19 protein-coding genes are annotated in these 18,282 nt (G+C 40.1%); 14 read left to right on the forward strand and 5 right to left on the reverse strand.

Annotated features, from left to right (window positions below; all coding sequences use genetic code 11):
* Window positions 1-160 precede the first annotated feature (160 nt).
* The 6 genes from iscB to WA1_RS28010 all read left to right on the forward strand — a co-directional run bounded on the left by iscB (window position 161) and on the right by WA1_RS28010 (window position 6,562).
* Window positions 161-1,480, forward strand: coding sequence for an RNA-guided endonuclease IscB (gene iscB, locus WA1_RS27985; protein WP_017745717.1), 1,320 nt, complete (start codon window positions 161-163; stop codon window positions 1,478-1,480).
* Window positions 1,481-1,594: 114 nt separating this feature from the next.
* On the forward strand, window positions 1,595-1,993 hold the full coding sequence (locus WA1_RS27990) for a DUF309 domain-containing protein (protein ID WP_026134918.1): 399 nt from the start codon (window positions 1,595-1,597) through the stop codon (window positions 1,991-1,993).
* Between the two features lie 188 nt (window positions 1,994-2,181).
* On the forward strand, window positions 2,182-2,679 hold the full coding sequence (locus WA1_RS27995; protein ID WP_017745719.1) for an LptA/OstA family protein: 498 nt from the start codon (window positions 2,182-2,184) through the stop codon (window positions 2,677-2,679).
* 90 nt (window positions 2,680-2,769) lie between these two features.
* A complete protein-coding gene (gene lptB / locus WA1_RS28000) occupies window positions 2,770-3,498 on the forward strand; it encodes an LPS export ABC transporter ATP-binding protein (protein ID WP_026134919.1) in 729 nt (242 codons plus the stop codon).
* Window positions 3,499-3,657: 159 nt separating this feature from the next.
* Complete coding sequence (locus WA1_RS28005) at window positions 3,658-4,830, forward strand: LptF/LptG family permease (protein WP_017745721.1); 1,173 nt, start codon at window positions 3,658-3,660, stop codon at window positions 4,828-4,830.
* Window positions 4,831-5,116: 286 nt separating this feature from the next.
* Window positions 5,117-6,562 (forward strand): hypothetical protein, encoded by a 1,446-nt coding sequence (locus tag WA1_RS28010; RefSeq protein WP_017745722.1) that lies wholly within the window; start codon window positions 5,117-5,119, stop codon window positions 6,560-6,562.
* A gap of 1 nt (window position 6,563) precedes the next feature.
* Here the strand turns inward: WA1_RS28010 and WA1_RS28015 are convergent, their stop codons facing one another.
* Entirely contained in the window at window positions 6,564-6,968 is a 405-nt protein-coding gene (locus tag WA1_RS28015; protein WP_017745723.1) for a hypothetical protein, read from the reverse strand.
* A gap of 533 nt (window positions 6,969-7,501) precedes the next feature.
* On the opposite strand from WA1_RS28015, the gene WA1_RS28020 reads away from it, so the two are divergent.
* The gene (locus WA1_RS28020; RefSeq protein WP_017745724.1) at window positions 7,502-8,902 is read left to right on the forward strand and encodes an LCP family protein; all 1,401 of its coding nucleotides are present in this window, start codon (window positions 7,502-7,504) and stop codon (window positions 8,900-8,902) included.
* A 58-nt stretch (window positions 8,903-8,960) separates the two neighbouring features.
* Here the strand turns inward: WA1_RS28020 and WA1_RS28025 are convergent, their stop codons facing one another.
* From WA1_RS28025 to alaS, 3 genes are all read right to left on the reverse strand, one after another.
* Window positions 8,961-9,362, reverse strand: a complete 402-nt coding sequence (locus WA1_RS28025; RefSeq protein ID WP_017745725.1) for a hypothetical protein — start codon at window positions 9,360-9,362, stop codon at window positions 8,961-8,963.
* Window positions 9,363-9,669: 307 nt separating this feature from the next.
* The gene (locus WA1_RS28030) at window positions 9,670-9,930 is read right to left on the reverse strand and encodes a hypothetical protein (RefSeq protein WP_017745726.1); all 261 of its coding nucleotides are present in this window, start codon (window positions 9,928-9,930) and stop codon (window positions 9,670-9,672) included.
* A gap of 105 nt (window positions 9,931-10,035) precedes the next feature.
* Entirely contained in the window at window positions 10,036-12,687 is a 2,652-nt protein-coding gene (gene alaS, locus WA1_RS28035; protein ID WP_017745727.1) for an alanine--tRNA ligase, read from the reverse strand.
* A 247-nt stretch (window positions 12,688-12,934) separates the two neighbouring features.
* Here alaS and WA1_RS28040 point away from each other — a divergent pair, with 247 nt between their 5' ends.
* From WA1_RS28040 to WA1_RS28060, 5 genes are all read left to right on the forward strand, one after another.
* Window positions 12,935-13,138: a heavy-metal-associated domain-containing protein gene (locus WA1_RS28040; RefSeq protein ID WP_017745728.1), complete on the forward strand. Its 204-nt coding sequence runs from the start codon at window positions 12,935-12,937 to the stop codon at window positions 13,136-13,138.
* Between the two features lie 778 nt (window positions 13,139-13,916).
* Window positions 13,917-14,951: a diguanylate cyclase gene (locus tag WA1_RS28045; protein ID WP_017745729.1), complete on the forward strand. Its 1,035-nt coding sequence runs from the start codon at window positions 13,917-13,919 to the stop codon at window positions 14,949-14,951.
* A gap of 257 nt (window positions 14,952-15,208) precedes the next feature.
* Window positions 15,209-15,514 carry a hypothetical protein gene (locus tag WA1_RS28050; RefSeq protein ID WP_017745730.1) on the forward strand — a complete coding sequence of 102 codons (306 nt, stop codon included), beginning with the start codon at window positions 15,209-15,211 and terminating at the stop codon, window positions 15,512-15,514.
* Window positions 15,515-15,517: 3 nt separating this feature from the next.
* Window positions 15,518-15,871 carry a hypothetical protein gene (locus WA1_RS28055; RefSeq protein ID WP_017745731.1) on the forward strand — a complete coding sequence of 118 codons (354 nt, stop codon included), beginning with the start codon at window positions 15,518-15,520 and terminating at the stop codon, window positions 15,869-15,871.
* Between the two features lie 280 nt (window positions 15,872-16,151).
* Window positions 16,152-16,361: a type II toxin-antitoxin system HicB family antitoxin gene (locus WA1_RS28060; RefSeq protein ID WP_017745732.1), complete on the forward strand. Its 210-nt coding sequence runs from the start codon at window positions 16,152-16,154 to the stop codon at window positions 16,359-16,361.
* Between the two features lie 33 nt (window positions 16,362-16,394).
* On the opposite strand, the gene WA1_RS28065 is transcribed toward WA1_RS28060, so the two are convergent.
* Window positions 16,395-16,907 carry a hypothetical protein gene (locus WA1_RS28065; RefSeq protein WP_017745733.1) on the reverse strand — a complete coding sequence of 171 codons (513 nt, stop codon included), beginning with the start codon at window positions 16,905-16,907 and terminating at the stop codon, window positions 16,395-16,397.
* Window positions 16,908-17,248: 341 nt separating this feature from the next.
* Between WA1_RS28065 and WA1_RS28075 the strand changes: the two genes are divergently transcribed.
* Both WA1_RS28075 and WA1_RS28080 read left to right on the forward strand, forming a co-directional pair.
* On the forward strand, window positions 17,249-17,695 hold the full coding sequence (locus tag WA1_RS28075; RefSeq protein WP_017745735.1) for a hypothetical protein: 447 nt from the start codon (window positions 17,249-17,251) through the stop codon (window positions 17,693-17,695).
* On the forward strand, window positions 17,692-17,913 hold the full coding sequence (locus tag WA1_RS28080; RefSeq protein WP_017745736.1) for a hypothetical protein: 222 nt from the start codon (window positions 17,692-17,694) through the stop codon (window positions 17,911-17,913). The genes WA1_RS28075 and WA1_RS28080 overlap by 4 nt, the downstream gene beginning before the upstream one ends.
* Window positions 17,914-18,282: the final 369 nt, after the last annotated feature.

An 18,282-nucleotide genomic window follows, 5' to 3' on the forward strand; every position in this document is an offset into this window, starting at 1 on the left:
GGTTTACATTAAGCGTTAAAGTTCTCACCTTGGAATACGAAGCTAGTTCCAAGCTCTGAAACCGAACAATTAAACAGACGTAAAGGTTTAAAGTCAGTGTTGTTTGGAGAGTACCGGATGTAAACAAAGTCAAAGCTAACATTACCCGTAAGGAGGGACTATGTCCAAAGTATTTGTTTTAGATACAGAAAAAAGACCCCTTGACCCGATTCATCCAGCACAAGCAAGACAACTTTTAAGAAATGGTAAAGCAGCAGTCTTTCGGAAATTTCCATTTACCCTCATTTTGAAAGTCACTTTCAAAACTGAAAACCCAGTTCAACCTCTAAGATTAAAGATTGACCCTGGTGCTAAAACTACTGGATTAGCAATAGTTAACGATGCAACAGGAGAAGTTGTATTTGCTGCTGAACTACAGCACAGAGGTTTTCAAATTCGAGAATCCCTTACTTCAAGAAGGCAATTACGTAGGAGTAGAAGAAATCGCAAAACCCGTTATCGCCAACCTCAAAAACACGAATGGTTTAGAAAGGGCAAGAAAAAACCAGTTCCCAAACAACGGAGAACATGGTTAGCGCCAAGTTTAATGAGCAGAGTTCATAACATTAACACATGGGTTGAGAAGTTAAGAAAACTTGCACTAATATCTGAGATTTCTCAAGAATTAGTTAAGTTTGACACTCAATTAATGCGAAATCCAGAAGTCTGTGGTCAAGAGTACCAACAAGGAACTTTAGCAGGTTACGAAACTAGAGAATACCTTTTAGAAAAATGGAAAAGATGTTGTGCCTATTGTGGCAAGAAAGATGTACCTTTACAGATTGAGCATATTCATTGTCGAGCTAAAGGAGGAGGTAACTCAATAACGAATCTCACCTTAAGTTGTGAGAAATGTAATACTAAAAAAGGGACTAAAGACATCAAAGACTTTCTTAAAAAAGACCCAGAGAGGCTAGAGGAAATTCTAGCACAAGCTAAAAGACCGTTAGCTGATACGGCTGCTGTTAATTCAACAAGATTTAGATTGTTAGAAGTTTTAAAAGCTACTGGTAACCCGGTAGAAACAGGAAGTGGTGGATTAACGAAGTTCAACCGAACTAATCAAGAACTAGAAAAAACGCATTGGATTGATGCAGCGTGTGTGGGTAAGTCCACTCCAGAAAAACTAACAATTAAAGGAGTTAAACCGTTGTTAATTAAAGCTTGTGGACATGGCACAAGACAATCTTGTAGAACCAACAAATACGGATTTCCAATACGTCATTGTGAAAGAAAAAAAATACACTTTGGATTTCAAACTGGCGACATAGTAAAAGCCATTGTCACCAAAGGTAAAAAAGTTGGTGAGTATGTTGGTAGAATCGCAACTCGTGCAACAGGAAGTTTTAATATTTCAACTAAAGATTCTCTTGTGGAAGGAATTAGCTACAAATATTGCACAACAATTCACAAAAAGGACGGTTACAATTATGTACATTAAGAAAATTGGACAGCACCTAAAGGTGCTACGGCTTCCTGCCACGCCTGAAGGACAATTGAGTTTTTACGCCGAGCTTCAAAACTCAATTTCGTGGGTTTCCGCCTTGGGGGTGTTATGAACGAAAGAATGCCCGAAGAGTTTTGGCAAGGTGTAGAGCAGTTTAATACGGGGCAGTATTATGACTGCCATGACACTTTAGAGGCTTTGTGGATTGAAGCAACAGAGCCAGAAAAAACTTTTTATCAAGGCATTCTGCAAATTGCGGTAGCACTCTATCATTTGGGTAACAATAACTTACGGGGAGCAGCGATTTTGCTTGGAGAAGGCAGCAATCGCCTGCGACGTTACCCATCGGATTATGGCGACATTGATGTGGACGAATTATTAGATCGGAGTGCGGCACTACTGACGAAATTACAACAAGCACAGCTAGAAAAGATTGCCGCTTTTAACTTGAGTCAAGAGGAAACCTCGCTTCTACCCCGGATTATAAGAATAAGGAGTGGGGAGTAGGGAGTAGGGAGTGGGGGACATGGGACACTCTCGGTCTGTAAAATTTTGTCAAGAAACTTAAAGAGTCAAGAAAGCGTCTAAAACTTTAGCCAGTAGCGATCCAAGGAGTAGTTCAAATTGTGTATTATATCTCTCTTGAGAAGTACTTGCGAGAATTAAAATAACAGGCGAGCTAATTGCCAACTTATATGAAGCCCCACTACCAGCCTCAAATGAAAATGCGCTATTCTGGATTAGCCTTGCTGCTGAGCGCTGCACTCACAAGTGCGATCGCATTACCCAGTCAAGTACAAACAGCTACCGCACAAACGCCTCAAACTTCTGCACAGCAAAACCGTCCTCTCTACATCCGTGGCAAAGTCCAAGAATATAACTCGAAAACACAAGTAGCAACTGTTCGCGGTGATGTAGAACTCGTCTACCCAGCCCGAGGGATTCAAGCAACCGCAGCGCAAGCACAATACTTTACTCGCGAACGTCAGATTATTCTCAGTGGTAATGTCTATGTATTGCAAGAGGGACGCAATAGTATTAAAGCTGAGACGGTAACTTATTTGATTGACGAAGGACGATTTGTTGCTACACCCAAGCAGGGTCGTCAGGTAGAATCCATTTATATCGTTAACGATAACAACCAAACTACTGCACCTGCTCCTGCAACACCACCTTTGAAGAAACCTAACTAATAATGGGAATTGGGCATTGGGCATTGGGCATTTGTCATTCACCCCTATCCCCTACCCCCTACCCCCTATCCCCTACCCCCTAACCTTAGAGTGAAAATTGTCTTAGAAAATGTTCATAAATCTTATGGCAAGCGAGTCATTGTCAATCGCGTCAACATTTCGGTTGCCCAAGGAGAAATCGTTGGTTTACTCGGTCCTAATGGCGCAGGTAAAACGACGACTTTTTACATAGCGACAGGTTTGGAAAAGCCAGATCGGGGAACGGTCTGGTTAGATAAAATAGATGTGACTCCACTACCAATGCACAAAAGGGCGCGGTTGGGCATTGGATATCTTGCACAGGAAGCCAGTATTTTTCGTCAACTCACTGTACGGGAAAATATTTTGTTGGTACTGGAACAAACTAATGTGCCTCGTTGGGAGTGGACGCGGAGACTAGATACGTTACTTCAAGAGTTTCGTTTGGAAAAAGTCGCTAAAAGCAAAGGAATTCAACTTTCTGGCGGTGAAAGACGCCGAACGGAATTGGCACGGGCTTTGGCTGCAGGAAAAGAAGGACCCTCATTTTTACTTTTAGATGAACCGTTTGCTGGAGTCGATCCCATTGCCGTCTCAGAAATTCAGGAAATTGTGGCTCGACTGAGCGATCGCAATATGGGTATCCTAATTACAGACCATAATGTCCGCGAAACTCTTGCCATTACAGATCGCGGTTATATTATGCGTGAAGGACAGATTCTTGCTTCTGGCACATCTGATGAACTTTACAAAAATCCTTTAGTGCGTCAGTACTATTTAGGAGATAATTTCCAGGTATAGTTAAGTGTAGAAAGATTTAAATTTCTCATATTTTTCTTTTTTATTTTAATAGTTACTCTTTTAGATTCTTGTAACTCGATGAAAACTAGATTCCTCAATCCCAAATTGTCATTGTTAGCTTTAAATAACAAATAACAACTAACAAATAACAACTAACAAATGGCACAAATCAAGTCTTTCTATACATTCAATTCGCTGTTACCCTTTTCGCTCATGGATCGTTACCTGGTCAGCGAATTAATACCACCATTTTTGTTTGGCGTAGGAGCATTTACATCAATTGGTGTTTCAATTGATGTTGTCTTTGAATTAATCAGAAAGATAGTTGAATCCGGGCTACCATTGACTATTGCCATTCAAATTTTCTTCCTGAAGATGTCAGGTTTCATCGTCTATGCTTTCCCCATGTCCACTTTGTTGGCTACTTTGATGACTTACAGTCGTCTTTCCAGTGAAAGCGAACTGATAGCCTTACGTGGATGCGGGGTGAGTGTTTACCGCATGGTACTGACTGCAGTGATGTTGAGTTTTGTAGTCACGGGATTATCATTTTTGTTTAACGAGCAAATTGTACCCGCAGCAAATTACCAAGCATCTCAAATTTTAGATAAGGCATTAAAGTCAGACCAACCTGCGATCGTGAAGCGACAAAATCTTTTCTACCCAGAGTACCAAAAGATCAAGCAGGAGGATGGGAGTAAGAAAAAAGTCCTGACACGCTTGTTCTACGCGGACGAATTTGATGGAAAACAAATGAAAGGTTTGACCATTCTAGACCGTTCCCAAGACGGGGTGAATCAAATCGTTGTTTCAGAATCAGGGGAATGGAATCCGGCTCAGAATGTATGGGATTTTTACAACGGGACTATTTATCTAGTTGCTTCAGATAGCTCATACCGCAATATTCTACGGTTTGAACGCCAACAACTGAAATTACCGCGTACAGCGTTGGATTTGGCACAGAAAAGCCGAGATTATGGTGAGATGAACATAGCCCAAGCCTTGGAACAACTGGAAATTGAACGTTTGGGCGGTGATGAGCAAAAAATTCGCAAACTCCAAGTTCGGATTCAACAGAAAATCTCCTTACCCTTTGTCTGTGTTGTTTTTGGATTGGTAGGTGCAGCGATGGGAACAATACCACAACGAACTGGTAGAGGAACAAGTTTTGGTATTAGCATTATAGTTATTTTCACTTACTATTTATTGTGGTTTATCAGTGGTGCAATGGGGGAAGCTGCTGTTCTTTCTCCGTTTATGGCTGCTTGGTTGTCAAATTTCGTAGGATTGGGAATTGGTTTATATCTCTTATCACGGGTAGCACAAAGATAAAATAAAATCAAAAGTCATCCGTGTTGGAATGACTTCTCATCGTAAAACGAGTAGCATAGAAGTAGAAAGTCCTACTTCTGTAAGATATTTTTTTGTAATTTTTTATACTGCCGAACGTAAGACATACCATTAACAACAAACAATGACAGGCGTCTCGCCTGTCCTACACCACTAACAACTAACAACAAACGATGACAGGCGAGACACCTGTCCTACACCACTAACAACTAACAACAAACGATGACAGGCGAGACGCCTGTCCTACACCACTAACAACTAACCAATCATGCCACAACGTCACTACCCTCCCGCCTACTTACGCTATTTCAAAGCCCGGTTATGGAACTTAGCGAGACCTGGTTTTTGGGGAACAGCCATTTTTTTATCCGTAGTAGGGCTGGTTATAAAAGAGTATTGGGTACAACCAGATTTGACTAACAGACAAGAAAATAAGGTTGATACCAACAAAGCTACTAACTCATCTCTGACACCAGAAGACAAAGCTATTGCTGCTGATATTGATAATTTGCCCCTTTTGGTTGATGATTCTGTTCCAGCAAACTTACCAATAGTAAAAAATCCCAAACAAAATCCAGCAAATAAGAACAAGACTTTATTAGAGAGATTAAACACTCAAACTCAGACTTCCGCAAGTAATAATAAATCAAAATCGGAGGACACATCGGGTAACTCCGCATCAACTAATAAAATAGAAAATCCTTTTTTGGAACAAGCAGAAACTTTATTGAAGTTTAGTAACTTCCGAGATGCAAGTCAGCCAACATCTTCTCAATCTAGTGTAGGACAAACTTCTTTGGGTTTAGGTACTGGATTCAATAATGGAATTGACGTTAGGCAAAATACACCCCAAGAAAGCTCGCTACAAACAGCACTTAACAAATCAACAAACCAAAATCAGATTAGTCAGGTTAATACCACCTCAACTCAAGTTAACCCCTTCAATTCCTTAACATCACCAATTAGCAGTACATCTGTTCAGAATCTCAATCCTAGCAACGGGTGGATTGGGGGTGGAAGCAATTCCCCACCTGGATTGGGATACACTCAACCACCATTAACAAATCAGCAGCAAAATTCCATATATGGAAAAACTGGCTCTACTCAATCAACGATCAACCAACCGTCAAACCTTAACTTTGGCAGTGGATACAACATACAACCAGGAATAGTTACTCAACCACAAAATGTTAACCTTGGCACGGGTTATGCACAGCAAGCACAAACAGGGCTTTTGCCGCAAAATTCTCTACCAGGGACAAATTATACGCAGCCATTACCTGTAAATCAACTACAAAATACCATTCCATCTACAGGTTATGTGCAGCCCGGTATGACAAATCAGCCACAAATAAATCAGATGCCAAACTCTACTTCATCTAGTGTAAATTACACTCAGCCAACACAACTGTATCAACCCCAAAGTTTTTATACAAATCGTGACGATCGCCGGTTGGCTGACTTTGTCGATCTAACAAGACGTAGGAATGGCTATGGCAGTGTTAACAGTAGTCCGGCATTACCTAATGTGTCACAGCAAACACCATCTATACCATCGGCTCCTGCTCCTGTGCCTTACTATAACTCCGTTCCGAATCAAGGTAATGCAAACACTTATGCCAATCCCACTGTTCCTAACTATGGCAGTTCGGGCTGGCAACAATCCATTCCTCAGTATAACTATTCATCCCCCGGTCAAATTCCTGGGCAATGACCTATGAGAAGCTGACTGACTCAAGAGGATAAATTTCTTGATCCTCTATCACAGCTTTGACTGCATCCAGTGTAGCCAGCTCGTAAACCCCATTAACAGTTGTTTCAATTGGGATGGAACCTAGTAAGTTAAAATGCTCAGCTAACAGTTTTCCATCATTATCTTGAAGAATTTTATGAATACCATTTATAGCCTGCTTTTCCATGTTACTGATATTTTTGACAGCAGATATATGGTTGTCAGAAAATTTTTGAGAGTTGGAGAGTAGGTTAATATTATTTTTCAAGTTGAGTAACACAAGTACGCGAACGACTTGATGCGGATTTAGTTTGCTTAGGCGATGAGCAAATTCCGAACTAATTTTGCCTTGATTAGATAATTCTTTCGTTACTTGAGTCTTTACCATAACCAATCACCCTATGTACAATATCGGACTAGGTAATTAGATGAGCAGCATTTGAATTGATAACGCTGCTTGCAATGCCTCACTCCCCTGATAGTTTTTTTATATGACAATAATTTGAGGAACTTGTGAGGAATAAAATTATGAAGAGATGCTTTAAACAGCGCTTTTTTACATTTGTGTATTGCACGTCACCGAGAAACAATATATTAGACATCTCCAGAAATTAATTATGCATGACCCGAAAGTCTTGGTAGGGGCGCAAGGCATTGCGCCCTTACATCTTTTCCACTCCTATGTCTATTTAACACTTGTAATTAAAAGTGACTGGAGATTGAGGGTTAGGGGCTGAAAAAGCAGAATTTACATAGTTATTTGTCAGCCATCTTGCCCAGAAAGAATTATTTTGAAAAAGTAGTAGGAAAAGCTACTAATCGCAGAAATATAAATAAAGCTAAAATAGTTATATCAAACTTAATAAGTTTATATTTAGTCTGCAAATTCCCCAACCTTCATAAGTAAGTGCGAGGCTGCGAGTGATCGATAAAAAACCTTTAGTGGCAGAAAATGGTTATAGTGACAAATCCAACAATGCACGTTGGATGTGGCTGTGGTTGGGGTTGGGTGCGATCGCACTGGTTTCCGCAACATTAGGGGGGCTGCTTGCAGTTTCTATGACTAGCACACCTTTGATGCAGACAAAGCTGACTCCAAAGGAAGCAGAAGTCTTTGAGAGCGATCGCCTCACCGGAGAAGGGCTAAAATTTTCAGAGTTAACTCGTCCTGTCAATATTTTAGTTATGGGGATGAGCGTACTCCCAACAGATATTCAAAACCCACCTGCAGGAGCAAAAAAGCGTGGTTATTTACCTCAAGTTAACTCCTTTAGCGGTCTTTCAGATGTCATGCTTTTGGTCAGACTCAACCCAGAGGAAAAAAAAATAGTTATTCTTTCTGTTCCTAGAGATACCCGTGTCTCTGTAGAAGGGCATGGTGTTGTTAAAATTAATGCAGCTAATGTGGTAGGTGGACCCGCTTTAAGTGCCAAAACTGTCAGCGAACTATTAGGCGGAGTAGAAATTGACCGCTATATCAGAATTAACGTTTTAGGAGTTAACAAGTTAATTGATGCTTTGGGAGGCGTCACAGTTGACGTTCCCTATGATATGAAGTATAAAGATGATTCTCAACACTTATATATAAATTTAAAGAAAGGAAAACAACATCTTAACGGTGACAAAACGCTACAAATGTTGCGTTTCCGTAATGATGGACGTGGAGATCTTGGTCGAGTTGAGCGACAGCAAATAGTTATGCGAGCACTAGCAGAGCAAACCCTCAATCCTGCTTTACTAGCACGATTTCCCCAAATTCTCAATGTTGTTCGGTCTCATCTTGACACCAATTTAACAGTGGAAGAGATATTTACCCTTGTTGGTTTTGGAGTGCAAACAGGTAACTCTAATATGGAAACACTAACGCTTCCGGGTCGAGGTAGCGCATATCACGAGTATAAAACGAGTTATTGGATACCAAATACCGAGCAGATTGAAAAAATGATGACCGACTATTTTAATTTGCAGGTGATAAACGCACCGCAAACCTCTGACTCAACTCAACGACAAGTCGTCATTAAAGACTGCACGGCTAGCGACAGCGAAAGTCTGCAAAATTTGATGCACTCCCTAGAAATCGTGGGTTACTCCAGCGTTTACATACCTGAACCTTGGCGGGAACCCTTAGATAAAACTTACATTATTGTCCGAAATGGAAATCGGGACAGGGCTGAAGCAATTCGCACTGCTTTAGGATTTGGAGAAGTACGCGTGCAAGATGAAGACAGCTTTGACTCAAATATTACCATTGACTCGCCTCTGACTATCGTTTTGGGTAAAGATTGGTTGGAAAAACAAAATAACACCAATCTTTCCTACTAAAGGAACTCCTTAAAAGGTTATTACGGAGTTATGTTATGTGCGAGTTTGTAATTTATCATTACTGGTTTTGTTTTTCCCCTTTTGAAGATTTTTTCACACCAGTCATTTCTGCCAACCAGGTAAAAAAGACAATACCGCATAAGTCGGCTAGAATATCAATCTCATCGATACCTTGACGCCATATAAATTTCTCTATGATTTCATCGATACCACAGAAAAAGAGAATTATAATTGGTGCAATTGGTAAGGGAATTTGAAAAAATATAATTTTAGATTTTTTTGTAGATAAGTGAGCTATATAAGAAATAAGTCCTATTAAAATGAAGTGTCCGAACAAATCTATAGACGTATTTTTTATAACTCCAGATGGAATAATTTTTGTATACACAGCAAGAGATAATAGACCCAAGAGTATTAGATATAAACAAAGTACAACAATCCAAGAGCGATTAAATTTCATTTCTCATTTCTCATTTTTTATATCAAATCAGTTTATATCCAAATTATTTCTCTTTCCTCTCTCTGCGCCTCTGCGGTTTTTTAATCATTTAGATATTACAGGATGCGAGATTATATCATACTCGGTTAAGGACTATAAAATAATGTGTTCGTAGTGTAAATATTCACCCGAACATAATATTATTAGTCATCGGCTAATCAGGAATTCAAGATAAATAAAGAGCATTCCGCAAGGGAACACTCTTTATCAATAAAATTCATACTAACTTCATAAAATGGCTAAAAAAATCATAATTTTCATGAAATTTCTAGGCATGAAGATTTGCTTGTTCTTGTAACCAAGGATCTACAGGTGTACCGTCTTTACGACGCAACTCAATTTCAACAACCATGACCTCTTTTGAACCAGGAGGTGCAGGTTTTTGATGGAAAATAATATCAAAATCAGCCGGATTTTGATTGCGTTCTTTCAACCATTCCTGCACTTTTGTTATGGCAAACAATGATTGTCCCTGTTCAAACATTCGGGTAATTTGCATTTGTAGTGAGAAGGGATTTAAGCGACCCATTTTTTTACCCCCTTTATACCATTTTGGATTTGGGATTTGGGATTTTAGATTGGCAAAGTAGGGTGGTTAATGCCAACCCTACCATTAGCAATTAGCTACTAACAACTAACAACTAACCACGAGCAATTTCAACAATTCAGCTTTTGCTGTCTCCAAAGCTTCTGGCAATTTACTAGCATCACGTCCACCAGCTTGTGCAAGGTTCGGACGCCCGCCACCACCTCCACCACAAATTTTAGCGATCGCACCAACAAATTTTCCAGCTTGCAAACCTTTCTTATTCACCTCCGAACTAAAAGCTGCAACTAAGCTAACTTTATCTGCTTCTGGAACAGAACCCAAGACAACAGCACCGTTACCAAGTTTTTGTAGCAACCGTTCCGCTACTGTTTTCAAAGATTCGGGATCGACATCTTCCATCTTGGCAACAAGAACTTTAAACTCGCCAACAACTTCAACTTTTTCCAGCAAGCTATCAGATTTGGCGATCGCTAACTGTGACTTGAGTGTTTCTAATTCCTTCTGAGCAGTTTTCAGTTCGTTTTGCAGAGTGGTAATTCTATCTGGTAGTTCTTCAGGTTTTACCTTGAAGCGATCGCTCAAATCCTTAACAACTTTATCCCGAACGTTCAGGTACTCTAAAATTGCAGCACCAGACACAGCTTCAATCCGCCGCACTCCGGAAGCCACACCAGATTCAGAGATAATTTTGAAAACACCGATTTCTGAAGTATTGCTAACATGAGTTCCGCCGCACAGTTCCATGGAAACACCAGGGAAATCAATCACCCGCACTTGTTCGCCGTACTTTTCGCCGAACATCGCAACAGCACCCCTTGCTTTTGCTTCAGCTAAGGACAGAGTTTCCACTTTAGCAGAGTGAGCTTCACCAATCCAAATATTAATGACTTCCTCAACTTGCTGCAACTCCTCTAGTGTGACAGGACGCGAACAGTTAAAATCAAACCGCAATCTATCAAAGGATACCAGCGAACCTGCTTGAGAGATTCCCTCATCAACAACTTTCTTCAACGCTGCTTGTAACAGGTGAGTTGCAGTATGGTTAGCTTGGACGCGACGGCGACAAGCAGGATCGATTTGAGCCATGACTGTATCCCCAACTCGGAGAGTTCCCCGTTCAATCTGTCCGAAGTGAACAAAGAAATCCGATTCTTTCTTCACATCGTGAATCGTCACGAGAATCCCATCACCAGATATATAACCGCGATCGCCAATTTGTCCCCCCGACTCAGCATAAAATGGAGTTTGGTCGAGAACAATTTGTACCTCTATTCCTGCTTCTGCTTCCTCTTCCGAGACGCCACCTATTAACAACACTTCAACTTTTGATGTTGCAGCGCTTTGGGTGTAGCCCAAAAATTCTGTTACGTGGATGTGTTCGGCGAGTTGATCGAGAGAACCCTGTACGGTGAGATCGATGGTTTCGTGGGCGTCTCTTCCACGTTGTTTTTGCTTTTCCATTTCTACCTCAAAACCCGCCTCATCAATTGTGAGGTTGTTCTCAGCAGCAATTTCAGATGTCAGTTCTACAGGGAAACCATAGGTATCGTACAAAGTGAAAGCACTTTCGCCGCTAATTTGAGTTTTGCCTTGGCTTTTGACTTCAGCAATAATTTCCCCAAGCAGTTCTTCGCCACGTTCCAAATTTTTCAAGAAGCGAGACTCTTCTCTTTGCAATTCTGCTTTAATCGCTGCTTCTCTCTGGCGCAAATTGGGGTAAGCGTCTTCAGAAAGAGCGATCGCAACCTCAGCCACCTGGGTGGTAAATTCACCTTGAATTCCCACCAATCGCCCATGACGCACAGCCCGACGAATAAGGCGGCGCAACACATAACCCCGTCCCACGTTAGAAGCGCGGATTTCATCAGCTATCATGTGAACGATCGCCCTTATGTGATCCCCTATCACTTTCAGGGAAACTTGAGTTTCTTCATCAACTTTTGTGTAATCAATCCCAGCAATTTCTGCTGCTTTTTTAATGATGGGGAAAACCAAATCGGTTTCGTAGTTGTTGGGAACTCCTTGGAGAATTTGAGCCATCCTCTCCAAACCCATCCCCGTATCAATGTTCTTGTTAGCCAGGGGAGTTAAATGACCGTTCGCATCCCGGTTGTATTGCATGAACACGAGATTGTAAAACTCGATAAACCGGGTATCGTCTTCTAAATCGATATTATCATCGCCCCGTTCTGGGTGGAAGTCGTAGTAAATTTCCGAACAGGGACCGCACGGACCTGTAGGACCGGAATTCCAGAAGTTATCAGCTTCTCCCAAGCGCTTAATGCGTGCTTCAGGAACTCCAATTTTATCGCGCCAGATAGCAAAAGCTTCGTCATCTTCCCGAAAAACACTCACCACCAAATGTTCGGGAGGCAAATTAAACACCTTTGTTGACAACTCCCAACCCCAAGCAATGGCTTGTTCTTTAAAATAATCACCAAAGCTGAAGTTCCCCAACATTTCAAAAAACGTATGGTGTCGTTTGGTGCGTCCGACATTTTCGATATCATTGGTGCGAATGCATTTTTGAGAAGTTGTAGCACGCTTGAACTCAGGTATACGCTGACCTAAAAATATAGGTTTAAATGGTAACATCCCCGCGATCGTCAGCAGAACAGTTGGATCTTCTGGCACTAGAGACGCACTTGGAAGAACTTGGTGTCCCCGTTGAGCGTAGAAGTCGAGGAATGTTTTGCGAATTTCGTTACCGCTGAGGTACTGGGGAATTACTGACATAGGCTCTTACAAATATGAAGTATGAAGTGTGAAGTCAAAATAAAAGTATAACTTATATACTACATTGTAGTATAAATTTCATACTTTATCCTTTACCCTGTCTCAGGTATATTTTTGCATTTTGTTTCAGTTTGCGACCACCGTTCACTGGTCACTGTTCACTACTTTGGTAGGATGAGTAAGCGTGGTTGTAATTTTTAGAATTAAAGCCGAAGAAAAAAACAAAATTTTCCAATAGAGGTAAATTATGGCATTAAAATTAATGGTCCCCACGATTGCTTGTCAGGGTTGTGCAGAAACCATTACCGAATCAATCCAAGTTATGGAACCAGATGCCAAAGTAGATGTTGATGTCCAGGGCAAAACTGTAACTGTGGAAGCAAAAGCTTCGGAAGAGACAATCAAACAGGCAATAGTTGCGGCTGGTCACACTATTGAGGGTTATCAATAAATGTTGTAAGTCGGCAAAAAAAAGCAACGTGTGTAACAAAATGTAAAATATCTGGTTTTCGTTTGTAGTTGTACTTAGCGAAGACAGCACAACTACAAACAGTAAGGATTGTTGGCGCTGACTTACTTAACGGGTAGGTTATATTTGAGACAAATTTAAGATCTATTATCAATGTTTTTACGGAAATATACAGAAAATCATAAAGTCTCAGAATGGAAGTATAATGAAGAATAGAAATCTTACTGAGGTAATAATACCTTTGTCAAGGTAAAAAATAGGTTAACTGTTTCATTTTATGAAAAATTAGTTAACTCAATTCCATAAAATACAGTTTAATACTTATAGATCGGCTTTAGCCTTACCTAAGTGTATTCCAAACATAAAATAAAGTTTATATATATTATTATGAACTTAACAGTAATTCTACTATTTGGCATCAAGAATAGAACAGGAGATATTAGGTTAGGACTTACGCACGCTCTACGAATTCTTGGCGCTCTTGGCGTCTTGGCGGTTCGATAAATCAAGGTTTCCAGCAATTTTTGCGTAAGTCCTGTAGGTATCAAAAATTGAAACCACAGTAATTGTAGTTTTTAAAGTAGAGTATGATGAGGGGCGAAAAATTAAAAATTCATATTGTGGCTAAGTGTGAGACATTCATCTATGTATTAACACTTCCTCATCAGATATACAGCTATGTATCACAGACCGCAGGGAGCATCAATTAAGTTCACCAAGTCCAAACCCTTTAAGTAGAAATAGGGCAAAAAGTAAAGCAATGAACATTCCCATTCCGATCTTTGGAGGTGATAGTTTTCTCGCTAAACTTCCAAAGGATATTCAAGATGCATCTTCTTTTAGCGTAGAACTCATCAGCAATTTCAATCAGGCGATTTCGCGCATTCAGTTGACCCCACCTGATGTCATACTGGTGCAGGCTAGTTGGGATGACAGTATGAAATTATGTCATTGGTTAAAAGAACAAACAAAGCTATCCTGGATTTACTGCATTCTGATTGAAGATCGTCCCCAATTGCTTGCTCTGAAAAATACAAGCAGTGAGGATTGGGAGTTGGAGATGACATCCTCAGCACTACAACAAGGAGCAGATGCATACATTTGGTCTGTAGAGACAAGAGGTGAGGAGTCAAGACAAGAAGAAATGGCTAGCCATCGCTTGCTACTCGCTCATTTAAATGTAGGTTTGCGGAAAGCACAAAAGTATCGAGAACTGATGAGAAAAAATGACTTACTCTCAGTTATAGCCCTAGCTGACTCACTGACAGAACTAAAAAATCGCCGTGCATTAGAGTGTGATTTGCCCAATCAAATTAAAAAAGCCCAGAGTCATGGAACTCCACTCTCTTTGATTATTTTAGATGTAGACTTTTTCAAAAAAGTTAATGATACTTACGGGCATTTGGTAGGCGATCGCCTTTTACAATTACTGTGTAGCCGTTTGCGCCACAACTTGCGGTTTCAAGATATCCCATTTCGCTATGGTGGAGAAGAATTCGTGATCGTTCTTCCCAATACAAATTGTGACGAAGCATTCAGTGTAGCAAACCGTCTCAATTCCATCATCAGCAAGGAACCATTTGCCATTAACAACAAACTCTCTCTCAACATCACAATTAGTTTGGGAACATCTTGTTTGCAAGCAGAAGACGATGCAAAGGGAGTCAGCCTGCTTCAGCGTGCGGATCAATACTTGTTGGAAGCGAAAGCAACTGGGCGCAATCGTGTTGTGGGTTGCACTAGCCACACACTCCATCATGTTCCACAACGCCAGACTGTTTCTTTTTTCAGTTAGAAACTAGCATTCTAAAATTTAAAAAATTACAAGAAAACTATTATTTATCAGTAAATGTCCACACACCATTCCAATTTTTGGGAACTCCCCTTCCCAACAAGATTTCTACTCGTTCTAAATAAAGTTTTGCTGTCTTATCTGAAGGACTGCTGCGTAAAGTTGTGCAAAGTTGTGAACTGATGGTGTTGGTATTGGGCTTCGTTACGGTAAGCTCAACCTATGTTCTAAAACGATAGTATAAGAAGGGTGAGAGCAAGTTGCACGGAGAACAAATATTTTATAGAGGGGGAGGTCAGTTCATAGCAAAACTTAACGAAGTAAAAATTGATCGAAACACTGGTTTTGTCAAACCAACTAATGGTATTTCTGTTCATCTAGACCCTAATAAAGTTCGGCGGTTTGGAGGAGCTTATAAAATTATTTCCTTGCCCAATACGTTAACAATGATACAACGAGGGCGAGATCCACAGCATTATGAAATTGTCCCTAACGAAGCAAATTTGTTAAGTTTTGAACAATTTAACTCGGAACTCGGAAAAATCCAAGCAATTAAGGAGGAATAGACGATGGGGACTGACTATCCAAGGTTAACCTTTAAATATGGGTGGGATGATAGAGATGATGAAGAGACCTCGATGAAAGGGTACAGAAGTGATGGCATCGTTCAAAGTCCAGAGGGAGAAAGATATCCCGTTTACTTCATCGATCCTATTCGCTTACAGCAAGACTTGGAAGCAGAAGAGGAATTGGGGTCTGCTTTCTTGGCTCAACCTGGATTAATTATCTTACCCGAAGTTACCCGTGAAGCAATGGAAAATGTGGTTAGACAATTGTGGGAGCAAGGTTACTTTGAGTCTCTTAAGCCTTTAAAATCAGAGGCAGAAGAAGAAACTCAAGAAAAAACAAGGGCAATTGCCTAAATAATAGTTTTTTTAGTCTTGTTGACAATGGTGCAAGGCTCGCTTGCGGTGTTGTGGTACAGCGAGGAACGCACGCTCGATTGATGCAAATAAATGGATTTTACGCTCTCACTAGTTCATGGTGAGGAAGCAGAAGACAATGAGGAATAATCGCACAGCTTTGAATGAAACCTATGTTCTTTGACAATACGCCAACAGCATCTGTAGAAGTTGTCGAGGTTCCGAGCCAGAAAAAATATAGTAAAGTCAAATAGAAAAGTTATTTCAAATGTTAGTGTCTATGAAGAGGCAAGTGATTATTTATCCAGGAGAAGATGGTTATTGGGTAGCTGAATGCCCTAGCTTACCTACTTGTATTAGCCAAGGTAAGACGAAAGAAGAATCAGTTGCTAATATTAAGGAAGCTATTGAATTATACATTGAAGTTTTAAAGGAAGAAGGTCGTTCTATACCAGAAGACAATTTGGAAACAGTTCTGGTTGATGTATGAGCAAATTACCTAGAATTTCCGGTCAAGAGTGTATCAAAGCTTAGTTTTAAGATAGTTTTGAAAATCCTCACCTACTTCCTGGATATCAACATCTGGATGTTGTAACGCTTTTGTAGCTAGGCGTTGAGTTAGGTTATCATCTAATTGAATATAAAGTTCCAATAATCGTCTATACTCTTCATCTCCACCATTCTCTAATACAGATTCTGCCTGAGTTTCAATATTTTCTAAAAGCCAGCTTTTATTAAATGAAAGAATAGCACGACGAACTAACTCAATAGTTGAATGACCTACAGAGGCTAACTTAATTAATTCATTAAATAAACTTTGACGTTCTTCAATAGTTAAATAGTTAAAAATTTTTAATGCTGTGCTTCTCTCCAGAGGGTTTTGTAAGGCAATTTTAATCAATTCTACTCTAGAGGGACTATTTAAAAAATTTTTACGAGTTTCCAAATAAGTTTTTTCTTGATCAATTAATTGACGCCACAGGTCTGTATCTTGTTGATAGTATTTTGTTTCAAACAATTGAGTTCCGTGTTTCATGGAACGGGAATTTTATTACCAGCGCCTGAAGTGTCGAGTCATACTCCAAAGCAAACTCAGTTGACGATTTTAGAGAATTTCCATCAAGAGTTTCTGGCTTGTTTGCAAGAAATGGATTGCTCAGATTTAACTTTTCAACGTATGAGCGAACCGAAAGACCCGCGAAGTTGATGCTACGCGGGTCTTTTCCTAGGCGTGTTTAACAACGGATACTTTCATTGTAGATAAATTCTGTTCTGAAATGTGATGTGCGATCGCACTCTAGTTCGTCTGCTATAATGCAAGTCCGCTTTGGTATTAAAATCAGGGTAAGGAAGAAGTCTAAGCGTTAGATTTTAACAATGCCATTAATTTATTTAGATGTTTGCTGTTTTAATCGTTCATTTGATGTTCAAGACCAAGAGCGCGTTCGGCTTGAAACAGAAGCAATTTCGTTGATTCTAGAAAGATGCGAGGCGGGAGAATGGGAATTATTAAATAGTGAAGTAATTGATGTAGAATTGGCGCAAATTACTGACCTTGAAAGGAAGCAAGGGATTGAAATTTTAACTTCTCTTTCTAGAACTAAAGTAAGTTTAAATGAAAATATTCAAAGCCGTGCTACATTTCTACAAAGTTTAGGAATCAAACTTTTCGATTCACTACATATTGCTTGTGCAGAAGCAGGTAGAGCAGATATTATGTTAACAGTTGATTATCGATTGTTGCGAAAAACAACAAGTTATCAACGAGAGTTGATGGTCGTAGTCGCAAATCCAGTTACATGGCTGATGGAGGTTCTTGAATGAATACTAACCGAATGAGTCCATTGGAAATTAGAAAAAGGGGCTTAGAAGCTTTAGCTCAAGCACTAGGTCCTGTTGGAATGGTACGTTTTTTACAGCAGTTTGGTGGTAATAAAGGAGATTATACTCAAGAGCGCGATCAATTGCTCGAAGGAATAACTATGAACGATATTTTGGTGCAGATTCAAGAAAATCGGGAAAGAAGACAATCTGATACTTAGTAGTTCAAAAACATGGATTGCTCAGATTTAACCAGGACTTACACTAAGCCCCCTTTTTATAGGGAATGGCACGAAGAAAAGGCAGTTGCCTCCTGCGGGGTGCAGAAGGAAGAAGGTCGTCCCATACCGGAAGACAATTTGGAAACAGTTCTAGTTGATGTATGAGCAAGTTGCCAAGAATTTCCGGTCAAGATTGTATCAAAGCACTGCGAAAAGCAAGATTTTACATATTGCGGCAAACGTGGAAGCCATATTAACTCAAATGTGGGTCGAGGAGCGCTCATACAGTTAAAAGTGCCATTATTTTCCCATGGAAGCAGCAAAGTTTTAAAAACAAGAGCTTTGCGATTCGTAACAATAACGCTCTAA

This window comes from Scytonema hofmannii PCC 7110, from assembly GCF_000346485.2.
In the GTDB taxonomy this organism is placed as follows: domain Bacteria; phylum Cyanobacteriota; class Cyanobacteriia; order Cyanobacteriales; family Nostocaceae; genus Scytonema; species Scytonema hofmannii.